This is a genomic window from Arsenophonus sp. aPb, assembly GCF_029873475.1.
In the GTDB taxonomy this organism is placed as follows: Bacteria; Pseudomonadota; Gammaproteobacteria; order Enterobacterales; family Enterobacteriaceae; genus Arsenophonus.
In genome coordinates this window covers 1,290,622-1,312,468 of sequence record NZ_CP123499.1, presented here as the reverse complement: position 1 = coordinate 1,312,468, position 21,847 = coordinate 1,290,622, and the positions used below count along the sequence as shown (strand labels likewise).

Below are 21,847 nucleotides of genomic sequence, written 5' to 3'. Positions count from 1 at the left end.
CAAAACCGACAATTAGCGCCGAACTAAAAGTCTATTTCAGCCATTAAACCAATGCACGACAAACGATAATATAAAGATGAAACTGGAAATACTTTATCAGTATGAGGAAGCCACTTTGTTACGCCACGTTATCAATCTTCATCAAGAACGAGAAGGCAAGGATTGTCTATGAATGCCGTAAATACTAATGGAGCAAATCCGCTCAAAGGATTAAGTACCATTTTCGACAAAATAAAATCTGACCCTAAAGTACCGCTGATCGTTGCTGGTGCTTTGGCAATAACTTTTTTCATCGCTGCTTTGTTTTGGCTACAGGGACCTGACTATCGCCCAGTTTATACCAATCTTAGTGATAAGGATGGCGGCGAAATTGTTACTCAGCTAAGTCAAATGAATATTCCTTATCAACTATCTGCCGACGGCAGTATGGTTAAAGTGCCTGCTGATAAAGTCCATGAGGTTAGACTAAAGTTAGCCCAACAAGGATTGCCAAAAGGCGGCAATGCCGGTTTTGAGTTACTGGATCAAGAAAAATTTGGTTTGAGTCAATTTAGTGAACAGATCAACTATCAACGCGCTTTGGAAGGTGAATTAGCCAAAACCATTGAATCATTGGGAGTTGTGCAACGCGCCCGGGTACATTTAGCGATCCCTAAACCGTCACTGTTTGTACGCGAGCAAAAAAATCCTACCGCATCGGTTACCCTCAACCTACAAAACGGCCGCAAACTGGATGACGGCCAGATTGCCGCTATTGTACATATGATCTCCAGTAGTGTCAGTGGGTTAACGAGCAATAATGTCACTATCGTTGATCAGTTGGGCAATCTATTAACTCAGCCCGATGGCATTAGCCGCGATCTTAACTTGACGCAACTCAACTATGTGCAATCGATAGAGAATCGTTATAAGCAACGTATCGAATCGATTATTATGCCATTAGTTGGTAGAGGTAATGTACACGCACAAGTTACGGCGCAAATTAATTTTGCCCGCACTGAAGAGACAGCGGAAGAGTACAAACCCAATCAGCCGCCCAATGAATCAGCGGTACGTTCAAAACAGACCAGTCGCAGTGAGCAAAACGGTCAATTATTAGTTGGCGGCGTACCTGGTGCCCTATCCAACCAACCCACGCCGGCGCCTAAAGCACCGATTGACAAACCTAATGATAAAGATGCACCGCGACCAATAAATAATAATCATAATAGTCGGGTTGATGAAACGACTAACTATGAGATAGATCGACGCATTCGTCATACCCAACATCAAATTGGCGATTTACAGCGACTTTCAGTGGCCATCATCGTTAATTATGCTGATAGCGACAAAAAAGAAAATGATGACAGCTTACCGCTGACTGATGAAAAACTGAAGCAAATTAAAACGTTAGCACAAGAAGCGATGGGGTTTTCTGACCAGCGTGGGGATAGCCTGTATGTGGTAAACGCGCCATTTCAAGCGCAAGATGCTGAACTTAAACCGCTTGAATTTTGGCAACAGCCGATTTTTATCGCCAACGTGTTAGAGATTGGTCGCTATCTGCTGTTATTACTGTTGGCCTGGTTATTGTGGCGTTTAGTGGTCAAACCCCAATTACAGAAAAAACGTCAAGCAGAGAAAGCCGCTAAAATGGCGTCTGATCTGAAAGCGAAAAAAGATGCGGAGCAGGCTGCCCGACAAAAAATTGAACAAGATGAAGCTGCGCGTCAAGAACAGACCCGTCAACGTGTTAACGCAGAGATGCATACCCAACGCTTACGTGAGATGGTACAGAAAGATCCCCGTGTGGTGGCAATGGTTGTTCGTGATTGGATGAGTAAAGAATTATGAGTCTTAGTGGAACAGAAAAAAGTGCAGTGATGCTAATGTCAGTGGGTGAAGAACAAGCCGCTGAAATCTTTAAACACTTAAATAGCCGTGAAGTGCAAAAATTAAGTGTGGCTATGTCAAGCTTACGCCAAATCTCTAACCAGGAATTGTCGGATGTATTGGCCGAATTTGAAGAAAATGCCATTCAATATGCAGCTATTAACGTTAATACCAATGATTACCTGCGTTCAGTATTAGTCAAAGCATTGGGTGAAGAGCGTGCCAATACCTTGTTGGAGGATATTTTTGAAACCAAAGAGACCGCTACCGGTATCGATACGCTGAACTTTATGGAGCCGCAGATGGCGGCTGATATGATCCGGGATGAACATCCACAAATTATTGCCACCATTTTAGTGCATTTAAAGCGTGAACAAGCGGCCGACGTGTTAGCTTTATTTGATGAAAAACTACGTAATGATGTCATGTTAAGAATTGCTACCTTTGGTGGCGTACAACCCTCCGCTTTAGCTGAGTTGACTGAGGTGCTGAATAACCTACTTGATGGGCAAAATATTAAGCGTAGTAAAATGGGTGGCGTGCGTACTGCCGCTGAAATCATCAACTTGATGAAAAGTCAGCAAGAAGAGGTGGTTATTAGCGCAGTTAAAGAGTATGACGATGAATTGGCACAAAAAATTATCGACGAAATGTTCTTGTTTGAAAATCTTATTGAAATGGACAATCGTTCTATGCAGCGTCTGTTGCAAGAAGTGGAAAACGATTCGCTGGTTATTGCATTAAAAGGATGTGAACAGAATTTACGCGATCATTTCCTCAACAATATGTCACGCCGAGCCGCTGAAATCATGCGCGATGATCTGGCTTCACGCGGCCCTGTTCACCTGCCGCAAGTGGAAGCAGAACAAAAAGCGATCTTGTTCATCGTTCGTCGCTTGGCAGAAAATGGTGAAATTGTGATGAATGGCGGTGAAGAAACCTATGTCTAAAAAATCGCTCTCACCATGGCAGCCCTGGCTGCCAGACGAAATTACCCTTTGGCCAGGTTTAAATCCTGTGATCAATAATCAGCATGTTGCCAGTGATACGCCATTAGCTGAACAGAGTGAAAAAGATGTTTTAGCGCAAATCAATCAACTGGATGACTTAAAAGCGCAAGCCAAAGAAATCGGCTATCAAGAAGGTTACGCGGCTGGACAACAAGCTGGTTTGACGGATGGTCAACAACAAGGATACCAGGCCGGTTATCAGCAAGGTTTAGCTGAAGGCCATCAGGCAGGTGCTAATGATGCCAAAAATGAGATGGCTGCTATCACCCAACAATGGCAAGCGCTATTAACTGAGTTTCGTCACTCCTTAGAAGGATTAGACAGTTTCATTGCTTCTCGTTTAATGCAGATTGCCCTGCAGGCTGCTCGTCAAGTATTAGGGCAACCGGCGGTTTGTGATGGTAGCGCATTATTGAGCCAAATTAGTCATTTTCTGCAACAAGATCCGCTATTGGCTGGCCGTCCTCAACTACAAGTTAATCCAAATGATATGGCACTGGTTGAATCACAACTAGGTGATACCTTAACCGCTAATGGCTGGCGTCTGATCGCGGTGCCAGAGCTGCATCGATATGGTTGCAAAATTAGCGCTGAAAATAGTGAATTGGATGCCAGTTTAGAAACCCGCTGGCTTGAGCTTTGTCAGTTGATTATGCCGGAGAAATGTCCATGACCGCCAAACTTGCCCGTTGGTTAGGCCGAATTGACAGCTTTGAACAGCAGCTTAGCCAGCTAGCGCCAGTGCGCCATTATGGCAAATTAACCCGCGTGACAGGTTTAGTGTTAGAAGCAACCGGTCTGCAAATGCCGTTAGGGGCAAACTGTCTAATAAAACGCCAACATCAAGCAGTCAGTGACGAGATCACGTGCGAAGTGGTCGGCTTTAATGGCCATAAAATGCTATTAATGCCTTATCAGGATCTTGCAGGCATTGTACCGGGCGCTCAAGTCTATCATCCTTCAGCTTCAGACAAGCAACAAAACAGTGGTCAACAATTCCCTCTTGGCCCTGCACTACTGGGTCGCGTTCTGGATGGTTTTGGTGAACCATTAGATGGCAAACCCTTGCCAACCATAGACAGCTTTGCTTCGCTAGTTACTGCACCAATTAACCCCTTACAACGAGAATCGATTAACCTGCCACTTGATGTCGGGGTAAGAGCGATTAATAGTTTACTAACGGTAGGTCGCGGCCAACGGATGGGATTATTTGCCGGCTCTGGAGTTGGTAAAAGTATTTTATTAGGCATGATGGCACGCTATACCCAAGCTGACGTGATCGTAGTTGGCCTGATCGGTGAGCGCGGCCGAGAAGTTAAAGACTTTATTGAAAATATTCTCGGCCCTGAGGGGTTACAGCGCTCGGTAGTTATCGCCGCTCCCGCTGATGTCTCACCACTTTTACGTTTACAAGGCGCAACTTACGCCACCCGAATTGCCGAAGACTTTCGCGATCGCGGTTTGAACGTGTTACTGATTATGGATTCATTAACCCGTTATGCCATGGCACAACGTGAAATCGCATTAGCGATCGGTGAACCGCCAGCCACTAAGGGTTATCCACCTTCTGTGTTTGCCAAATTACCGGCCCTGATAGAGCGTGCCGGTAATGGCATACAAGGTAGTGGTAGTATCACCGCTTTTTATACCGTACTAACAGAGGGTGATGATCAACAAGATCCGATTGCCGATTCAGCGCGTGCTATTTTAGACGGTCACATTGTACTGTCACGTAGCCTAGCAGAATCTGGCCATTATCCAGCTATCGATATCGAAGCTTCCATCAGCCGGGCAATGAACACTCTGGTGGATAAAAACCATTTTTATCAGGCTCAACAGTTCAAACAACTATTATCTCGTTATCAGCGTAATCAAGATCTGATTAATGTTGGCGCTTATGCTGTTGGTAGTGACCCGATTCTTGATCAGGCCATCCAGCTTTATCCCCATTTGCAACAATTTTTACGCCAAGATTGCGATGAGTATTGTTCAAAGGAGAGTGCCTATCAACAACTTTGTCAGTTATTTCCGACAGCTAATACTGAAAATCACTAATGAGGAAGCATGAAAGCAACTGATTCCTTCACACTATTACGTGATTTAAGCCATAACGATAGCAACCAGGCGGCGATACAACTGTCGCATATTCGCCATCAACATCAACAAATGCAACAACAACTGACACAATTGCTACAGTATCAGGATGAATATCGCCAACAACTTAATAGCATGCTCCACCAAGGCACCTCTTCGGCAATATTACAAAATTATCAGCAGTTTTTGCTGACCCTTGAACAAGCAATCACGCAACATCAGCAACATTTAGTTGAATGGCAACAACGAGAAACAAGTGCAGAAAAAAATTGGCAAGGCAAACAGCAAAAAACCAATGCCTTCAGTAAGCTACAACAACGTAGTGAACGTTTACAAAAAAAACGCGCTGAACGCCTGGAACAAAAACAAATGGATGAAATGGCCCAACAAGCCGTTTTAAGGACATCATAATGATAGACACATCGCTAACATTCACCGCTAATGGGCACGCTTCTAACCAACCATTATCATCATCGCATTCAGACAATTTTGCGCAGCTGTTAACTAACCATTCATCGCCGGCAAAAGAACAAAGCGTAACAGATAATGCTGACTCAGCGATTGAACAACAGGGAAATACCTTATCTGCTCTCAATGACTTTTTAACTGAGGAAAGCAGCAGCCAAATTGATCAAGCAACAGCACAGTCAGATAACCCGCAATTTTCGCCATTAACCGCTAATCAATTTATTGACCAATTACCGATCCAACTGGCAGAGGTAGCAACACAGCTACGGCTGGAAAATGACCGTACCACACTAGCCGATGAAACAGCTGAACAAGCAATTATTGAACAATTAGCTAATAATATTGACAATAACGATGAAAAGCTTCGTTTAAAATCGCATACTCAGCTGGCAACAGTCGCAAGCCATAGTTCTGCAATCGAATACCCGCTGGCCAATTTATCCGCCCCCTTTAATGAACAAGCAACATCACAATCTCTGCCATTACAACCGGCCATACAATCTAATATCAATATGGCAACCCTGACTAATACGGCAGAAAACCCAGAATTAATTAGTCTATCGCCAAGCAATAATAATGCGATCCCTTTAACCACTTTGTCAGCCAATCCAGCCACATTAACTCACTCAATGACGGCTAGCGTCAATGCTATTGCTTTGACTACACCGATTGATCAGCCGGAGTGGGGACAAAAGTTTAGTGAGCAGCTCGTAATGCTCAGTCGCCATGGCTCACAACAAGCCGAATTACGTCTTCATCCTGAAGAATTAGGTAGCCTACAAATTCAACTTAAAATTTTCGACGATAAAGCACAACTGTCAGTGGTAACCGCTAATCAACAAGTTCGCCAGATTATTGAAAGCAATCTAACACAGTTACGTCATGCGCTATCAGAACAAGGCATACAACTGGGACAAACACATGTTGGCGAGCAACATAACGGGCAAAATAATCCGCCAGATAATCAGCCTGCAACACCGCAATCATCAATAACTACTAAGCCCCATGAACAAGAGAGTGATAGTTCATTAACTCAAGTCCGGCAAAGTAACCAGGCACAAATAACCACCGGTATTGATGTATTTGCTTAAATCTATGTGTTTTTTTACTTTTCTCGTGGGGGAAAATTCCCCCTGTCATTATCCGCATTGTTCAATGACAAAATAACCGCCTATTTTTACTGTTTTATTCTACCGTCAAGTTATTCATAGATCGGGATAATTATAGTTGAATGCAAAAACAGGGATAAAACGTTAATCGACAATGCCTTGATTATCCCAAGTAGAATCAAAAGGAATTACCTGTCTATGTCTAAGTCGCAACATCAAGGAAAACGCATAAGTGGGATGCTGTTAACCATTATGGCGTTATTCACACTATTAAGCTGTTTTATTGCTGGCTATAGTTGGTGGCTATTGCAAGCAAAAGAGCAAGATGAGCATCAACCGGAAAAAAGAAGTCTGGTGCTACCGGTATTCATGTCACTAGAACCCTTTACGGTTAATCTAATCGACGATGAGAAACGCGATCGCGTGTTATATATTGATATTACATTACGCCTGACCAGTGAAGAAACCCGTAAACGCCTTCATGATTTTATGCCTGAGGTGCGCAGCCGTATATTGTTATTGTTATCTCGCCAAAACGCCGCTGATTTGGCAACAGATACAGGCAAAGTTCATCTTATGTCTGAAATTAAGCAGGTATTAAAACCGACTTTTGAATTAGAAGAGTCTGAGCAAATTATTACCGATGTGTTATTCACCACGTTTATTTTACGATAAATCATATGAGCGATAACTTTCTTTCACAAACAGAGATTGATGCCCTGCTAAATGATGCGCCAACTGATAATACGGTTACCGGTGGAGAGAAAAAAGCATCTACAGCTGAAATGGATATCCATCCTTATAATCCGAATACTCAACGACGTGCTGTTCGCGAGCGACTGCAATCGCTGGAAATTATCAATGAGCGTTTTGCGCGCCAATTTCGCATGGGGTTATTTAATATTCTACGGCGTAGCCCTGACATTACCGTAGGATTAATCAAAATTGAGCCTTATCATGAATTCGCGCGCAATCTACCCGTAATGACTAACCTTAACCTGGTGCATTTAAAACCTTTACGCGGTACTGCCCTTTTTACCTTTGAACCCAATTTAGTCTATATTGCGGTCGATAATCTATTTGGCGGCGACGGTAGGTTTCCCACCCCAGTTGACGGGCGTGAATTTACCCATACCGAACAGCGTATTATTAATAAAATGATGAAGTTGGCGCTTGACGCCTATAGTGATGCCTGGGAGAGTATTTTCAAAATTCAGGCAGAATATGTTCGTTCTGAAATTCAGGTAAAATTTACCAATATCACTTCCTCACCTAACGATATTGTTATTACCACCCCATTTTTAGTGGAAATTGGCAATATGATTGGTGAATTTAGCATTTGTATCCCTTTTGCCATGATCGAACCGCTACGTGAACGATTAATCAATCCGCCGGTAGAAAATGTTAAACAAGATGAAGGCGTCTGGATGGAAGGCTTGGTTAATCAGGTTAAATATTCTGAATTGGAATTAATCGCTAATCTGATTGAACATCCAACGCGGCTCTCTAGGATCCTGAAACTGCAAAAAGGGGATGTCATTCCTGTCGAAAAACCGGAACGCCTTATGGTTCATGTCGATGGCGTTCCCGTGCTGACCAGTAAATATGGAACATTAAATGGGCAGTATGCCCTGCGCGTCGAACATCTTATTAACCCAGTTTTAAACGCTCTGGAAGAGGAACAAAAACCATGAGTGACACTAAAGATTTTACTGAAAATCAAGCTAAAACCTCGGCTGAAGATATCTGGGCAGAGACGATTGCTCAGCAATCTAAACCGCCAAAACCAACCGATAATGGTCCTGCAATCTTTGATAATTTGGACATGCAAGATATCGAAAACCAATTTTCAGATATCAATATGATCATGGATATTCCGGTTAAACTGACGGTAGAGCTAGGTCGCACCAAAATGACCATTAAAAAGCTATTAAATTTAACCCAAGGCTCAGTGGTTTCACTGGATGGTCTGGCCGGTGAACCGTTAGACATTTTGATCAATGGTTATCTGATAGCACAAGGCGAAGTGGTGGTGGTTTCTGATAAATATGGTATTCGTATCACCGATATTATTACTCCATCAGAACGCATGCGTCGGTTGAGTCGATAGATTATGTCAGTTTACTCTTCTTTTCTGATTGCTGGAGCGGCAGATAGTGCTGCTCCGGTATTAAAAGGGGGCACGACTACTAGCAGCCCCTCCTTACTTTCAGGCAGTAGCATGTTAACTGAAATGAGTAGCTCGCTATTACTAATTATTGGCGGACTATTGGTGACTTTATGGTTAGTACGCCGTTTTTTACCCAAACGCTATCTGACCACCCGTTCAAGCGCAATCAAGGTAACGGATAATTACTCACTCGGTAATAAAGCCAAAATTACCATTATTGAAGTTGAAGGGCAGGCGCTGGTGCTCGGTGTCACCGAAGAAAACATTACCTTGTTGCATAAAATGCCGGCCAAAACCGAACCGAATGAACAACAGCAGTCAGCTTCTGTTCCACCCTCTTTTGGTCAATTCATGAAGACATACTTAGTGAAAAGTAGAAACAGTAATGCGTAAACTGCTATTTTTATTATCCAGCGCGCTATTATGGCTGCCCTTACCCGCTTACACCGCGATACCTACAATTACTAGCCAACCCTTAGCCAATGGTGGCCAAAGTTGGTCATTACCGGTACAGACACTAATTTTTATCACCGCCCTCGGTTTTATCCCTGCGCTATTGCTGATGACGACCAGTTTTACTCGTATCATTATCGTACTGGGTTTATTGCGAAATGCGTTAGGCACCCCGACCGCCCCACCTAATCAAATTTTATTAGGCTTAGCGCTATTTATGACTTTCTTCGTCATGTCTCCGGTATTTGATAAAATATATCAAAATGCCTATTTGCCCTTTAGTGAAGAGAAAATTAGCATCGAAGTGGCATTAGCGGAAGGTGCCAAACCCTTACGCCAATTTATGTTACAACAAACCCGTCAACCTGATTTAGCACTGTTTGCCCGCTTAGCCAATGATAGTGAGTATCAAACCCAAGCTGATGTTCCGATGCGTATTTTAGTGCCGGCATTTATTACTAGTGAACTAAAAACGGCTTTTCAAATCGGCTTTATGTTATTTATTCCTTTCTTGATTATCGATCTCGTAGTTGCCAGTGTATTAATGGCGCTCGGAATGATGATGGTTCCGCCTGCTACCGTTGCGATGCCTTTTAAATTAATGTTGTTTGTTTTAGTTGATGGTTGGCAATTAATTTTAGGCTCTTTAGCACAAAGCTTTTTTAATTAGGAGTAAAAATGACACCGGAAACAGTGATGGGGCTTGGTATTGATGGTATGAAAGTGGCTTTAGCATTAGCAGCACCCCTGTTGTTGGCGGCGTTGATCAGTGGTTTAATTATTAGTTTATTGCAAGCCGCCACGCAAATTAATGAAATGACCCTCTCATTCATTCCTAAAATTATCGCTGTTTTTATTACCGCGGTAGTGGCTGGCCCGTGGATGTTACAACTATTTATCGAGTATACCCGTCAATTAATAACGCAATTGCCGCAACTTATTGGTTAATGATGATCACTTTTAGCACCGATTTTTTTTATACCTCTATTAACCAATTTTTTTGGCCATTTGTGCGGGTATTAGCTTTATTTAGTATTGCCCCTTTTTTTGGTGAAAAACAGATCCCGAAAAAAAGCAAAATTGCGCTAGCCTTGCTGATCACTATTTTAATCTCTGCGGCAATACCTCTACCACAAATCCCTCTTTTTTCCATGATCGGATGTTGGATCTTAATACAACAAGTTTTAATCGGCTTATTAATGGGACTGACGATGCAAATCGCCTTTGCCATCGTTCGTTATGCGGGAGAAGTATTAGGCATGCAGATGGGGCTCTCTTTCGCCTTATTTGTTGATCCAGCAGCCGGGCCCAATATGCCAATTATTGCGCGTTTTTTTAATCTATTATTGTTATTACTGTTTTTATCTTTCGATATTCATCTTTGGTTATTGTCGCTATTGGCAGATAGCTTTCAGCTTATTCCAATCCAATCATTATCATTAAATAGCCAAAGTTTTATATTAGTTGCTCAAACGGCGGGAATTATTTTTTATTATGGTCTACTATTAGCGCTACCTATTTTAACCTTACTATTAATTATTAATATCAGTTTGGGGATCTTAAATAGAATGACCCCCCAACTTTCTATTTTTGTTGTCGGCTTCCCACTGACACTTTTAATTGGTATTTATCTATTACCTCTTTTAACCACTATCATTACCAAATATGCTGAGAAGATATTTAACGATATTCTGAGTCAATTAAGTTTGATACTACTTACATTAGCGGGAAAGTAATATTTTTCTAAATACTTTTTTCCCCTATCGTATTAACTTTTAAATTGTTCGTCTACTACCAAATAAATCTATATATTATGGGTTATTTTTGTGCTAACTAAATAATAAGTTAATAAAATATTTACCTATCAGCAGATCAGCTAATCATTTATTTCGGAATTGCTATCCATTCAGACACAATATTACGATAGACACCGGTCTTTTTATTTAAATGGATCCATTGATCGACATAAAGTTTCCAGCTCATATCATCACGTGGTAGCATATAAGCTTTCTCAATATATTGTAGTGGCCTCTTTGGATTAAGTGCACATAACTTAGCTGGATAATGCTTTTGTTGATAAAGGGCTTCTGATGCATCAGTTACCATAACATCAAATTTTTTATCAATAATTTGCTGGAATATCGCCGCATTATCATGCGTCAATTGCAACTGGGCATTAGGTAAATAGCGATGGGCAAAAGCCTCATTGGTACCACCAAAGGGTGCAATCAAACGTACTGTCGGTTTATTGAGTTGTTCAATCGTTTGATATTTCGCCTTATCATCGCAGCGGACTAGTGGAACTTTACCATCAACCGCTAGCGGCACAGATAACCAGATAGCTTGCTGACGTTTTAAGGTAACCGAAATTCCCCCAACTGCAATATCACACTGTTTGCTATGAAAATCTGCTATTAATGTATTCCAGGTTGTTTTCTGCCATTTAACTTTTGCCCCCAAACTAGCGGCTAAATTTTCCATCATGGTAACATCAATGCCTTCATATTGACCATTCTGAAGTAAATGAGTATAAGGCCTATAATCACCCGTTGCGCAAACCGTTAAGGTTTTCGTTTTCATCACTCGGTCAAGATGAGACTGCGCCTGTGCCGCTGCGCTTAAGAAAACCAGGCTGACTACTGTCAATTTCTTCATCATGCTTGTTCCTTTTTATCCCAGGAAATTGTTTATCTAAACAAAAGCTAGCTAAACAAGATTACCCTCAATTACGAAATGAAAAATAGCAAAATTTATTCAATCTTACTATTTTTTCAACATTATGAAACTGTTATTTTTTGATATTACGTTATACTTTTTGACGTTATATTATATATAGTAACTTGATCGGTAATTCAATAGATATTAATCGTATTCTATTTTCCTGCAATAATATTGAATCGATATTTAATATAACGAATTAACTATTATTGAATAATAAAAATAATTTTCCAGCTATTAATTAAAATAAATAAGATATAAATAAAAAATAGAATAGAAGAAAAAAAATAAAAAACCAGGAGAAAATCATCCCCTGGTGAAAATTTCATCTTAATTATCGGCTTATTTTGCCGTTTATTTTATAATCTAAAAATGCATTAACAAAATGATTCAACGCAATATCTTAAATAAAGATAAATCTTTCATTTGAGCAAATAAACCATAAGAAGCCTGCAATATCGCCTCTTCCTGATAATATTCCGATATCTCAGCGGCCATATCAGTATCCATCAATTGGCTTTGCCGCTCTTTCAGTAGCAAAGAAACATCTTCACTACGACTATTTAATTGTTCAACTTCCTTTAGTTGTGAGCCAAGTTGACTGCTAATTGTGGAAAGACTTTTCATGCTATTTTGCAAATCACTATGTGCACTATCGATATTGGCCGCCAATATACTTTGTACCTGTGAAGTCGCTGATTGATATGGTGTTTTTAGTGTATTAATTGCCAGATCCAATGACTGAAAAATATCGCCGCCTGTTGCAGTCTGCAAAACTTGCTGAGCAGTAAAATTTACCGTCACTTCACGATCGGCATCAATATGCTGCTTAATGGCATCTTGGCCACCTTGATAATTTACCACGCCATTAGTACCTACCACTAAAGGCACGGTATCGGTTTGATAGCCAGCAAACAGATAATTACCTGAACTATCTTTACTATTAGCTAAGCCCACTAACTCAGATTTTAAACTTTCCAGCTCAGTGGCATGAGCTTGTCGAGCATCTTCACTCATGATCGATTGATTAGAAACCGCCACAAAAGTTTGCTTAATACGACGTGATAGATCTTCCATTTTCTCAACCACCTGTAACTGTGATTGCATCTGATGCTGAGAAAAATTACGCGCCGTTTTATATTGCGCCAAACGAACTTGTGTCTGATTAATTTGTAGATTTTCTACTGCCGCTGCTGGATCATCAGCGGATTGTAACAACCGTTTTCCAGTCGTTATACGCTGATATTTATCTGCCAGTTGTGACTGAGAATGCATCATACTATCCGTTTTCTGATAATGCATAAACTGGCTGCTTAAACGAGTAACCATAACAACTTCCTTCTATATTAATACTGTTATCAGAAAATACGCATTAAGGTTTCAAACAAGCTATTGGCCGTCTGAATAACTTTGGCGTTTGACATGTAAAATTCCTGCATACGGCTCATTTCCAGATATTCCTCATCAAGATTGACACCGGAAACCGATTGCTGCTTCTGGAGATAACTTTTGGTGATCACTGATTGGGCAGTAAAATCCGCTTTAGCTTGATTGGCTTTCGATGCAATTTCACTGGCAACCGCAGCATAAGCTTTGCTAAGCGTGGACGTTCCATTAACCAACTTTTTATCTTGTAATGCCAATAGATTCTTAATATTGCTATTATCTGCTTGTCCAGTTCCCGCCTGGCTGGCAGCGGCAATAGCTGCAGGATTTGTTATGGCAACAGATAAGCCACTAATAACTTCATCAACGGATTTGATAATAAATTTGTCACCTGTTTGCGGCGCTGAAGTTGTGGCAATTTCAATTTCCATGCCATCAAAAGTGAGTTTTGTACCGTGATTAGCTGTGGCTGCTGTGACAGTAACATTTACCGACGCCCCAGTTGACTGTTGAGTAACCACCCAGTTAGTGCCATCAAACATCATGGCATAATCAATACCTTTAACTTGGGTAGCATCAGTAAATAGAGTAGTAAAACTACTGGCTCCCTGATTTTGATTATTAGAAATAATGCTCGGTTTGCCAGTCTGAAAGAGTGCTTGGCCGGCATTGCCCTGCAAATCAAACCCTGCCTGCTGAACCTGATTGATACTCTCAGCCAGTATTAAACCCAGCTGATTAATTTTTTGCCGATTCGGCTGTAGCACTTCATCACGCACCGCCAAGGCGCCGGCTAATTCCCCCCCGGTTATTGACCTAGTATCAATTTCTTGTAGCGGATTAATGCCATCATCATAAGCCAAAGTGACTTGAGCGGGATCAGCGGCCGATGGTATAGCAGTGATTTTGTTGGCTTTAGTACCATTAACCAAGGATAAACCATTAGCCAGATTAATATTGATGCTATCATCTTGGCGAATAACACTAATGCCTGCCACCGCTGATAATTCACGTGTTAGTTGATCACGCCGATCTAACATCTCATTTGGCACATAGCCTTGTATGCCTTTGATTTTGGTCATTTCACCATTTAGTTTGGCCACTTGTTGCGCCAATTGCGAAACTTTATCGGCCATCTGGCCAATATTGCCATTAATCCGTTGTTCCATAGCGTTAAATTGTTGTTCAACGGATTTAAAGCGACTAACCATGGCTTGAGCTTTATTAATAACCGCATTGCGTAAAGGCGCAGAAGCGGCATCGGTTGACAAGGTTTGCAAACTAGTAAAAAACTCTGTCATCGATGAAGCTAAATCGGTATCAGAAACAGACATCAGCTTATCTAGCTCTAGGGCAAATTCGGCATAAATTTTGCGCTCACCTTGCTTGGTCACCGCTTTGTTATAATGCGCATTAATAAACTCATCATATTCGCGTTGAATACCAGTCACTTTCACACCATTTATATTATTATTGCTACCATCGGTAGCCAATGTCGTGGTTTGCCGGTGATAACTCTCGACTTTAGCATTGGCAATATTGCTACCAATTGTTGATAACGCGGTTTGCGCGGCTTTTAAGCCGCTCACTGCGGTATTCATTAAACTGCTGGACATAGTCAGTTCCCTAATAAATTCGAATGCTGCCGGTTAGCCGACAGTAAGATAGTCGTTTTACGCAATAAAATATCGGCCAAAACCAGCAAAACTTAAGTAATGTGCATCAAAAAAGATCGCTTAGATCATGTTGATAGATTTGCTTAACCTGGGAAGTGGTATTTTTCAACTGGTGAATAAGTTGGATCAGTTTTTGCGCATAACCCGGATCGGTGGCATAACCGGCCGCTTGTAAAGCGATTGCTGCCTGCTCGGGTGTGTTGGCGGCCGCAACTTTAGCATAACGTTTACTTTGAGTTAACAAATTAACATAGTCGGCGACTGCCTCAAAATAGGAGGGATAAACACGAAAATTATCGCGTATTTTTACTTCCTTCCCATCAATATATTCGGTTGTGACAATATTGGTCACTTTTCCCCGCCAGCTTTTACCTGCCTTAATACCAAATAAATTATGACTGGGGGTTCCTTAGGCGGTCAAAATTTGACGCTGCCCCCACCCTGATTCTAACGCCGCTTGAGCGACTATCAGTAAATGGGGGATACCACTATTTTCACTGGCAATTCTAGCCGGGATAAACAATTTGGCTAGAAAACTAGCGCCATTTTCTGATATATACTTGAGCGCTCCGGCCGCTTCTTCTGGTACAAAACGGCGAACAGTGCTGACGAACTGCCTGGGTAGATCAGTATTCAGTAATGGCGCTGGCTTAATATCCTCGGGCGCATTCTGGTGCCGGGTTAGCTGTTCCACCATCAGATCAGCAAATCCTAAGCTTTTACGCGACAGATCCTGGGCTAATTGTTGATCATAAAGTGCGGTATAAAGGCGGCTTTGTTCACTACTTAGCAAACCTTCTTGCGGCAAAGCAGCGCGCATACTTTTTAGCATCATCTGCACAAAAACACTTTCTAATTGTTCAGCGATCTGACGCAGCCCCTGTTGAGGCTGCTGACTCACTTGATTTTTTAAGGCATTTAATGATCTAGCATCATAAGCAGCGCCCACCATGGTGGAAAGATCTTTCATCAAATGATCTCCAATTTAGCCCGCAAACAACCGGCACTTTCCATTGCCTGTAAAATTGACATTAAGTCGGTTGGGGTCGCACCCAAGGCATTTAACGCGCGGATCACTTCATTTAAGTTGGCACTGGCATTGACTTTATGTAAGCCATCGTGTTTTTCATTCAAGGCGATATCGGTGTTACGTGTCACCACCGTCTTACCACCGGCAAAAGGGGTATCAGGCTGACTAACATTCACTCGACGATCTACCGTAATCGAGAGCCCACCTTGGGAAATAGCACAATTATCTAACATCACACTGCGATTCATTACCACCGAACCGGTACGCGCATTCAAAATAATTTTTGCATCAATCGGCACTGATTTAATGCTAATATTCTGAATTTGCGCCAAAAAACGCACTTGTTCACTTTGGCTAACCGGCAATCTGAGTTCAACCGTTCTAGCATCCAATGGCGTTGCGGTACCAAAACCTTTAATGCGATTTACGGCATCGGAAATGGTTTGCGCCAGCGAAAAATTTTCTTCATTCAATTGTAAGTTAAGGGTGTTGGTTTTACCAAATTGGCTGGCTAGTTCCCGTTCAATTACCGCACCACCACTAATGCGTCCACCGGCTAATTGATTAACCTTGATACTACTACCACCAGCACTCGCACCTACGCCCCCCACAATAATATTGCCTTGGGCAACCGCATACACCTGATTATCAGCGCCTTTTAATGGTGTCATCAATAGCGTGCCACCGCGTAAACTTTTTGCATTACCTAATGAAGAGACGACCACATCAATCGTTTGTCCAGCGCGGCCAAAAGGGGGCAATTTGGCCGTAATCATCACCGCCGCCACATTTTTTAACTGCATATTGGTACCTGGCGGTACCGTGATACCTAATTGAGAGAGCATATTACTCATACTCTGGGTGGTAAATGGCGTTTGTGAAGTTTGATCACCCGTCCCATCCAGACCGACTACCAAACCGTAGCCAATCAGGGCATTTTCTCGCACTCCCTCAATACTCGTTAGATCACGAATACGTTCGGCTGTTACCATGCTCGAACATAACAATAACATTGGCAATGGTAACCAAAATAGTAACTTACCTAACAATGAATCAACCATAAGCTCCCTCTGTTTAGAATGGCGAAATATTTAACAAAATACGCTGCAACCAGCCCATATTTTGCGCTTCGTTAATATATCCATCACCCACATATTCAATACGTGCATCCGCAACTTGGGTTGAATTTACAGTATTAGTACCGCTAATGGTTCTTGGATTAACCACACCAGAGAAACGGATATATTCGGTGCCCTGATTGATGGCGATCTGTTTTTCACCCACTACCTGTAAGTTACCGTTTGCCAGTAACTTAGTCACTGTGACCGTTATCGTTCCTTTGAAGGTATTATTCGCATTGGCGCCACCTTTGCCACCAAACTCATTTTCCCCTTCCATGTCAAACTGTAACTTATCAACCCCCACCAGTTTATTTAACACCTGCGGTGTGGCCCCGGCTGAAAAACCACTTTTCCCTTTACGGCTGGCATTGGCGGACGAATTTTTACTGGCACTGACATTTTCTTGTAAGATGATGGTCAATGTATCGCCGACATGACGGGGACGTCGATCTTCAAATAGCGGCTGATAAGCATAATTAACCGGTTGACTGGCTTGATAAATCGAGCCAGTTACCTTTATGCTTGGCATTTCTGCTGGTTCAACCGTTGTCGGACCCGAGACCAATGGCTTTTTCGGTATGTAAGCACAGCCTGACATTATTAATGCCGAACAGATAATGCCAAACCGCCATCGATTTCCCTCTCTTTGGGGAAATCGCCTAAAAATAAGCGTTGCCAAATTGGCGATGCTCTTTTTATTCATGTTAAAAACTCTTGTATAATCACCATCACAATGAATTGTGACTGTGATGGTAGGCTGAATTAAAGCTGCATTAATCGCTGTAACATTTGATCAGAAGTTGACACCGCTTTACTATTAATTTCATAAGCGCGTTGCGTCTGGATCATGCTGACTAATTCTTCAGCCACATTAACATTCGATGTCTCAACATAACCTTGATAAAGTAAACCCGCGCCATTAACACCAGGGGCTGTCTCAACCGGTACGCCTGAACTGTTGGTTTCCAAATAAAGATTTTCACCAATACTCTCCAGACCGGTTTCATTAACAAACGTGGTTAATGCTAATTGGCCAACTTGCTGTGGTTCAGAATTACCAGGTATGACAACACTGACAATACCATCCTGACTAATGGTAAATTTGAGCGTTCCTTCTGGCAGGACAATGGCCGGCACCACCGCAAAACCACCAGCAGTAATCAATTGATTATTTTGATCAACCTGAAAGGCACCATCGCGGGTATAGGCATCAGTGCCATCTGGCAATTGAATATGGAAAAATCCCTGGCCTTTAATAGCAACATCTTTACTATTATTAGTCTGCGATAAATTACCCTGACTATGTAACCGTTCAGTTGCAATAGGACGAACCCCGGTACCTAGTTGCAATCCCGACGGTGATAGGGTCTGTTCTGACGTTAATGCGCCCGGTTGACGTAATGTTTGATACATCAGATCTTGAAACACTGCTCGCCCACGCTTAAAACCATTAGTGCTGACGTTAGCCAGGTTATTAGAAATGACATCCATGTTAGTTTGTTGAGCATCAAGCCCAGTTTTGGCAATCCATAAAGAACGGATCATTATTTGTTTCTCCCTTAATAACTTAACTGATGGCTAACAGTTGATTAGCACGTTGGGCATTATCATTAGCACTATGAATAACTTTCATTTGCATCTCAAAAGTACGCGCATTGGCTATCATGGCCACCATCGCTTGAGCTGGATTGACATTACTGCCCTCTAAGACACCCGATAGTAATTTGACACTATTGTCCATCACTAAAGGTTGGGCATTAGGTTCGGCAAGATGAAATAAACCCTCTTCACCACGTACCAACTGTTGCGCTAAGGGTTTCACCCGTTTGATCTGACCAACCTGCCCTAACTGGGTGGGCGGATCGGTTGGGATATAGCCGGTAATGATGCCATCAGCGGCAATCGTCAGTTGCGCCTGCGGTGGAACTATAATTTCTCCACCATCACCCATTAATGGGCGATTTTGGATCATTAATTCACCATTAGCTGAAATTTGGATATTACCGTTACGGGTATAAGCTTCCCGTCCATCAGCTAATTGCACTGCTAAATAACCGCCATCGCTAAGCGCCACATCCAATGATCGAGCGGTATAGTTCATTGCACCAGCACGCTGATCAGCAGTGGGTGTTGACGCAATGGTTAGCGTGCGTGTTGGGTGTCCCACTGAGCCTTCAATCGGGACAAAACGCGAAGCGGCTAACTGGGCTTTAAAACCATGGGTTGAAACATTGGCCAGATTATTGGTGATGACCGCTTGAGTATCCAACGCATGACGCGCGCCATTCATTGCGGTATAAATGACATGATCCATTTAATCACCCATCATTAACGTAAATTGACCAGGGTCTGTAACATTTGATCCTGAGTTTTAATGGTTTGCGCATTAGATTGATAATTGCGTTGCGCCAGAATCATAGTCACCAGTTCCTGACCCATATCGACATTAGATGCCTCTAAGGCATTGGCGGTTAATTTACCGAGAATACCGCTGCCTGCCGTGCCAATAATTGGGGCACCCGATTTGCCAGTTTCTGACCAAACATTATTACCTTTCGCCACTAAGCCACCTGGATTAGCAAAATTGGCCAATATCACCTGACCAACTAATTGCTGTTGACCATTAGCATAAGAAGCACGAATGGAGCCATCTTCTTCAAAACTGAAGCCCGTGAATTGCCCCGCCTGATAACCATTTTGCTCTAAACGAGAAATATCTGAGCTGGCTAATCGTTGTTGACGTGAATCAGCAAAATTAAAATTAATCGTACTGGCCGCACCACCATTATGAGCGGCTAAGTTAAAGTTGAAATTAGCGGCATTTGTTAACTGACCATTTTGATTAAAAGAGAGACTGTGGCTTGCTGCACCTGGCGTTGGCTGGCTAGGATCAACCACATAGATATCCCATTGTGTATTTGCCGCACCCGCAGCGCCAGGGCGCTTAGCAAAATAGACATTCAGTGCCCGCTCATTACCTAAACTATCAAAGGCGGTCACACTGGTGCTATAACTATAGGTTTTGTTATCGCTTGGATTAAACGCAGTCACACCTGTCGCTGCAATGGCTGCCTGACCTGAATCTAAATTAGCCGTCATCCGAATATCATCGGTGGCTCGGGCATTCATCATATCTGTTGGGATAGTCATCGGTGTCGGCAATGCGCCTTTTTGGATAGTTGGCACGCCATTTACCATCGCCACCGGATAGCCAGTTACTACCATCCCTTGCGGGTTAACTAATTGGCCTTTAGCATCTTTACCAAACTGACCGTTACGGCTATAGAAAATGTCACCATTGGTATCTTGTAGGCGGAAAAATCCACCACCTGAGATAGCTAAATCAGTCTCGCGATTGGTTTTGGTGATCGAACCATCACTAAAATTTTGTTGTACTGCCGCCAGTTTTACCCCTAGTCCAACCCCTGAACCGGCATAAACATCAGCAAAAGCGGCTGAAGCTCCCTTAAAACCAAAAGTTGCCGAATTGGCAATATTATTACCGATGACATCCAGATGACTGGATGCGGCATTTAATCCACTAATTGCTTGTGAAAAGGCCATATGCTCTCCATATTAAGTTTTAATCTATTCAATTACAGAACCTGACGGATCTCTTCTAATGAAACACTGTTACCTAGACCAACATCCAGCAACACTCCCTGCTCACCATTGGTCACACCATTAACTAACGCGTAATTTAAGGATTTAACATTTACCTGACCTTGGGCAGAAGTAGCTGTGACAGTAAACTGATAACGACCAACCGGTAATGGGTTGCCATCATTATCTTTGCCATCCCAATTAGCGTGATAAACATCCGGTTTAAACCCTTGTTCATGCTCCATTGTTTTGACAATTCGGCCCGTTTTATCACTAATGGTGACCGTGACTTTGTCTGCTGGACGGGTTAATTCAAAACCAAATGGAGTAAAAAAGGTTTCACTGGTGCCAGGCGCGGTTGCCTGAGAATTTTGCTTTTCATATAAGGTGATTTTATTGCCTGCAATCATCACGCCCTTACCAACTAATTTGGTCGCATTTAACGCCTGACTGGCATGAAGTTGACCAGTTAAATTACTCACCGTCTCATTGAGTTTTTCCACTCCCTGCACGGTACTGATTTGAGCTAACTGGGTGGTCAGTTCATTGTTTTGCATCGGGTTGGTCGGATCTTGATTTTTCATCTGGGTCAGTAATAGCGTCAGAAAATTATTCTGAATATCGTCACTGCCTTTTTTCTTAATATTTTGCTGTGAAGCCGGATCACCCACTCTGGAGTTGTCCAGTGATTCATTGATTGAACTTACAACACCCATTTATCTTCCTTTACTATTGGCCTAAGGTTAATGTTTTTTGCATTAACGATTTAGTTGTATTCATCACTTCGATATTCGCTTGGTAACTGCGTGAAGCGGAAATGGTATTGATCATCTCGGCAGTGACATCGACATTAGGTTTACGAATATAGCCGCGTTGATCAGCTAATGGATGAGCAGGCTGATACTCAAGATGAAAAGGCGACGGATCGTCGACTACCTGAGCAACGCTAACGCCACCAATACCATTAGCTGAAAGCTCAGAAACAGAAAAGACCACTTGTTTAGCACGGTAAGGTTCACCATCAGGACCAGTAACACTATCAGCGTTAGCCATATTGCTGGCGCTGACATTTAAACGTTGAGATTGGGCAGAAAGCGCAGAGCTGCTAATTTCAAAAATTGAAAATAGTGACATCAT

General features: G+C 42.3%; 23 protein-coding genes and 1 pseudogene. 13 read left to right on the top strand and 11 right to left on the bottom strand.

What is annotated here, in order from left to right:
* Window positions 1-168 precede the first annotated feature (168 nt).
* The 13 genes from fliF to fliR all read left to right on the top strand — a co-directional run bounded on the left by fliF (window position 169) and on the right by fliR (window position 10,912).
* Window positions 169-1,833: a flagellar basal-body MS-ring/collar protein FliF gene (fliF, locus tag QE177_RS05810; protein ID WP_280551898.1), complete on the top strand. Its 1,665-nt coding sequence runs from the start codon at window positions 169-171 to the stop codon at window positions 1,831-1,833.
* The gene (gene fliG, locus QE177_RS05805; protein WP_280551896.1) at window positions 1,830-2,822 is read left to right on the top strand and encodes a flagellar motor switch protein FliG; all 993 of its coding nucleotides are present in this window, start codon (window positions 1,830-1,832) and stop codon (window positions 2,820-2,822) included. Before fliF ends, fliG begins: the two co-directional genes overlap by 4 nt.
* On the top strand, window positions 2,815-3,555 hold the full coding sequence (gene fliH, locus QE177_RS05800; RefSeq protein ID WP_280551895.1) for a flagellar assembly protein FliH: 741 nt from the start codon (window positions 2,815-2,817) through the stop codon (window positions 3,553-3,555). The genes fliG and fliH overlap by 8 nt, the downstream gene beginning before the upstream one ends.
* Complete coding sequence (gene fliI, locus QE177_RS05795) at window positions 3,552-4,937, top strand: flagellar protein export ATPase FliI (protein WP_280551893.1); 1,386 nt, start codon at window positions 3,552-3,554, stop codon at window positions 4,935-4,937. The genes fliH and fliI overlap by 4 nt, the downstream gene beginning before the upstream one ends.
* 9 nt (window positions 4,938-4,946) lie before the next feature.
* Complete coding sequence (gene fliJ, locus QE177_RS05790; protein ID WP_280551892.1) at window positions 4,947-5,387, top strand: flagellar export protein FliJ; 441 nt, start codon at window positions 4,947-4,949, stop codon at window positions 5,385-5,387.
* A complete protein-coding gene (locus QE177_RS05785; RefSeq protein ID WP_280551891.1) occupies window positions 5,387-6,535 on the top strand; it encodes a flagellar hook-length control protein FliK in 1,149 nt (382 codons plus the stop codon). The genes fliJ and QE177_RS05785 overlap by 1 nt, the downstream gene beginning before the upstream one ends.
* Window positions 6,536-6,751: 216 nt before the next feature.
* On the top strand, window positions 6,752-7,228 hold the full coding sequence (fliL, locus tag QE177_RS05780) for a flagellar basal body-associated protein FliL (protein ID WP_280551890.1): 477 nt from the start codon (window positions 6,752-6,754) through the stop codon (window positions 7,226-7,228).
* A gap of 5 nt (window positions 7,229-7,233) precedes the next feature.
* Window positions 7,234-8,247, top strand: a complete 1,014-nt coding sequence (gene fliM, locus QE177_RS05775; RefSeq protein WP_280551889.1) for a flagellar motor switch protein FliM — start codon at window positions 7,234-7,236, stop codon at window positions 8,245-8,247.
* Complete coding sequence (gene fliN / locus QE177_RS05770; protein ID WP_280551888.1) at window positions 8,244-8,663, top strand: flagellar motor switch protein FliN; 420 nt, start codon at window positions 8,244-8,246, stop codon at window positions 8,661-8,663. Before fliM ends, fliN begins: the two co-directional genes overlap by 4 nt.
* A gap of 3 nt (window positions 8,664-8,666) precedes the next feature.
* Window positions 8,667-9,116 (top strand): flagellar biosynthetic protein FliO, encoded by a 450-nt coding sequence (gene fliO, locus QE177_RS05765; protein WP_280551887.1) that lies wholly within the window; start codon window positions 8,667-8,669, stop codon window positions 9,114-9,116.
* Window positions 9,109-9,846 (top strand): flagellar type III secretion system pore protein FliP, encoded by a 738-nt coding sequence (gene fliP, locus QE177_RS05760; protein WP_280551886.1) that lies wholly within the window; start codon window positions 9,109-9,111, stop codon window positions 9,844-9,846. Before fliO ends, fliP begins: the two co-directional genes overlap by 8 nt.
* Window positions 9,847-9,854: 8 nt before the next feature.
* Window positions 9,855-10,124: a flagellar biosynthesis protein FliQ gene (fliQ, locus tag QE177_RS05755; RefSeq protein WP_026823270.1), complete on the top strand. Its 270-nt coding sequence runs from the start codon at window positions 9,855-9,857 to the stop codon at window positions 10,122-10,124.
* Between the two features lie 2 nt (window positions 10,125-10,126).
* Window positions 10,127-10,912 (top strand): flagellar biosynthetic protein FliR, encoded by a 786-nt coding sequence (gene fliR / locus QE177_RS05750; protein WP_280552224.1) that lies wholly within the window; start codon window positions 10,127-10,129, stop codon window positions 10,910-10,912.
* A gap of 148 nt (window positions 10,913-11,060) precedes the next feature.
* On the opposite strand, the gene QE177_RS05745 is transcribed toward fliR, so the two are convergent.
* From QE177_RS05745 to flgC, 11 genes and pseudogenes are all read right to left on the bottom strand, one after another.
* Window positions 11,061-11,831 carry a transporter substrate-binding domain-containing protein gene (locus tag QE177_RS05745; RefSeq protein WP_280552223.1) on the bottom strand — a complete coding sequence of 257 codons (771 nt, stop codon included), beginning with the start codon at window positions 11,829-11,831 and terminating at the stop codon, window positions 11,061-11,063.
* Between the two features lie 453 nt (window positions 11,832-12,284).
* Window positions 12,285-13,223 carry a flagellar hook-associated protein FlgL gene (flgL, locus tag QE177_RS05740; RefSeq protein ID WP_280551885.1) on the bottom strand — a complete coding sequence of 313 codons (939 nt, stop codon included), beginning with the start codon at window positions 13,221-13,223 and terminating at the stop codon, window positions 12,285-12,287.
* A gap of 29 nt (window positions 13,224-13,252) precedes the next feature.
* Window positions 13,253-14,896, bottom strand: a complete 1,644-nt coding sequence (flgK, locus tag QE177_RS05735; protein ID WP_280551884.1) for a flagellar hook-associated protein FlgK — start codon at window positions 14,894-14,896, stop codon at window positions 13,253-13,255.
* A gap of 106 nt (window positions 14,897-15,002) precedes the next feature.
* Window positions 15,003-15,926 (bottom strand): annotated as a pseudogene (gene flgJ, locus QE177_RS05730) (flagellar assembly peptidoglycan hydrolase FlgJ).
* The gene (locus tag QE177_RS05725; protein ID WP_280552222.1) at window positions 15,926-16,999 is read right to left on the bottom strand and encodes a flagellar basal body P-ring protein FlgI; all 1,074 of its coding nucleotides are present in this window, start codon (window positions 16,997-16,999) and stop codon (window positions 15,926-15,928) included. Before QE177_RS05725 ends, flgJ begins: the two are co-directional and overlap by 1 nt.
* Window positions 17,000-17,060: 61 nt before the next feature.
* Window positions 17,061-17,810: a flagellar basal body L-ring protein FlgH gene (locus QE177_RS05720; RefSeq protein ID WP_280551883.1), complete on the bottom strand. Its 750-nt coding sequence runs from the start codon at window positions 17,808-17,810 to the stop codon at window positions 17,061-17,063.
* Between the two features lie 59 nt (window positions 17,811-17,869).
* Window positions 17,870-18,652, bottom strand: coding sequence for a flagellar basal-body rod protein FlgG (gene flgG, locus QE177_RS05715; RefSeq protein ID WP_280551882.1), 783 nt, complete (start codon window positions 18,650-18,652; stop codon window positions 17,870-17,872).
* A gap of 22 nt (window positions 18,653-18,674) precedes the next feature.
* Window positions 18,675-19,421 carry a flagellar basal body rod protein FlgF gene (locus QE177_RS05710; RefSeq protein WP_280551880.1) on the bottom strand — a complete coding sequence of 249 codons (747 nt, stop codon included), beginning with the start codon at window positions 19,419-19,421 and terminating at the stop codon, window positions 18,675-18,677.
* Window positions 19,422-19,435: 14 nt separating this feature from the next.
* Window positions 19,436-20,671, bottom strand: a complete 1,236-nt coding sequence (flgE, locus tag QE177_RS05705) for a flagellar hook protein FlgE (protein WP_280551879.1) — start codon at window positions 20,669-20,671, stop codon at window positions 19,436-19,438.
* A gap of 32 nt (window positions 20,672-20,703) precedes the next feature.
* Window positions 20,704-21,426, bottom strand: coding sequence for a flagellar hook assembly protein FlgD (locus QE177_RS05700; RefSeq protein ID WP_280551877.1), 723 nt, complete (start codon window positions 21,424-21,426; stop codon window positions 20,704-20,706).
* Window positions 21,427-21,439: 13 nt separating this feature from the next.
* On the bottom strand, window positions 21,440-21,844 hold the full coding sequence (flgC, locus tag QE177_RS05695; RefSeq protein ID WP_280551875.1) for a flagellar basal body rod protein FlgC: 405 nt from the start codon (window positions 21,842-21,844) through the stop codon (window positions 21,440-21,442).
* Between the last annotated feature and the right edge of the window lie 3 nt (window positions 21,845-21,847).

Coding starts and splice junctions, on each gene's coding strand:
- fliF (WP_280551898.1), top strand. CDS start 169: ATGAATGCCGTAAATACTAATGGAGCAAATCCGCTCAAAGGATTAAGT.
- fliG (WP_280551896.1), top strand. CDS start 1,830: ATGAGTCTTAGTGGAACAGAAAAAAGTGCAGTGATGCTAATGTCAGTG.
- fliH (WP_280551895.1), top strand. CDS start 2,815: ATGTCTAAAAAATCGCTCTCACCATGGCAGCCCTGGCTGCCAGACGAA.
- fliI (WP_280551893.1), top strand. CDS start 3,552: ATGACCGCCAAACTTGCCCGTTGGTTAGGCCGAATTGACAGCTTTGAA.
- fliJ (WP_280551892.1), top strand. CDS start 4,947: ATGAAAGCAACTGATTCCTTCACACTATTACGTGATTTAAGCCATAAC.
- QE177_RS05785 (WP_280551891.1), top strand. CDS start 5,387: ATGATAGACACATCGCTAACATTCACCGCTAATGGGCACGCTTCTAAC.
- fliL (WP_280551890.1), top strand. CDS start 6,752: ATGTCTAAGTCGCAACATCAAGGAAAACGCATAAGTGGGATGCTGTTA.
- fliM (WP_280551889.1), top strand. CDS start 7,234: ATGAGCGATAACTTTCTTTCACAAACAGAGATTGATGCCCTGCTAAAT.
- fliN (WP_280551888.1), top strand. CDS start 8,244: ATGAGTGACACTAAAGATTTTACTGAAAATCAAGCTAAAACCTCGGCT.
- fliO (WP_280551887.1), top strand. CDS start 8,667: ATGTCAGTTTACTCTTCTTTTCTGATTGCTGGAGCGGCAGATAGTGCT.
- fliP (WP_280551886.1), top strand. CDS start 9,109: ATGCGTAAACTGCTATTTTTATTATCCAGCGCGCTATTATGGCTGCCC.
- fliQ (WP_026823270.1), top strand. CDS start 9,855: ATGACACCGGAAACAGTGATGGGGCTTGGTATTGATGGTATGAAAGTG.
- fliR (WP_280552224.1), top strand. CDS start 10,127: ATGATCACTTTTAGCACCGATTTTTTTTATACCTCTATTAACCAATTT.
- QE177_RS05745 (WP_280552223.1), bottom strand. CDS start 11,831: ATGAAGAAATTGACAGTAGTCAGCCTGGTTTTCTTAAGCGCAGCGGCA.
- flgL (WP_280551885.1), bottom strand. CDS start 13,223: ATGGTTACTCGTTTAAGCAGCCAGTTTATGCATTATCAGAAAACGGAT.
- flgK (WP_280551884.1), bottom strand. CDS start 14,896: ATGTCCAGCAGTTTAATGAATACCGCAGTGAGCGGCTTAAAAGCCGCG.
- QE177_RS05725 (WP_280552222.1), bottom strand. CDS start 16,999: ATGTTATTGTTATGTTCGAGCATGGTAACAGCCGAACGTATTCGTGAT.
- QE177_RS05720 (WP_280551883.1), bottom strand. CDS start 17,810: ATGAATAAAAAGAGCATCGCCAATTTGGCAACGCTTATTTTTAGGCGA.
- flgG (WP_280551882.1), bottom strand. CDS start 18,652: ATGATCCGTTCTTTATGGATTGCCAAAACTGGGCTTGATGCTCAACAA.
- QE177_RS05710 (WP_280551880.1), bottom strand. CDS start 19,421: ATGGATCATGTCATTTATACCGCAATGAATGGCGCGCGTCATGCGTTG.
- flgE (WP_280551879.1), bottom strand. CDS start 20,671: ATGGCCTTTTCACAAGCAATTAGTGGATTAAATGCCGCATCCAGTCAT.
- QE177_RS05700 (WP_280551877.1), bottom strand. CDS start 21,426: ATGGGTGTTGTAAGTTCAATCAATGAATCACTGGACAACTCCAGAGTG.
- flgC (WP_280551875.1), bottom strand. CDS start 21,844: ATGTCACTATTTTCAATTTTTGAAATTAGCAGCTCTGCGCTTTCTGCC.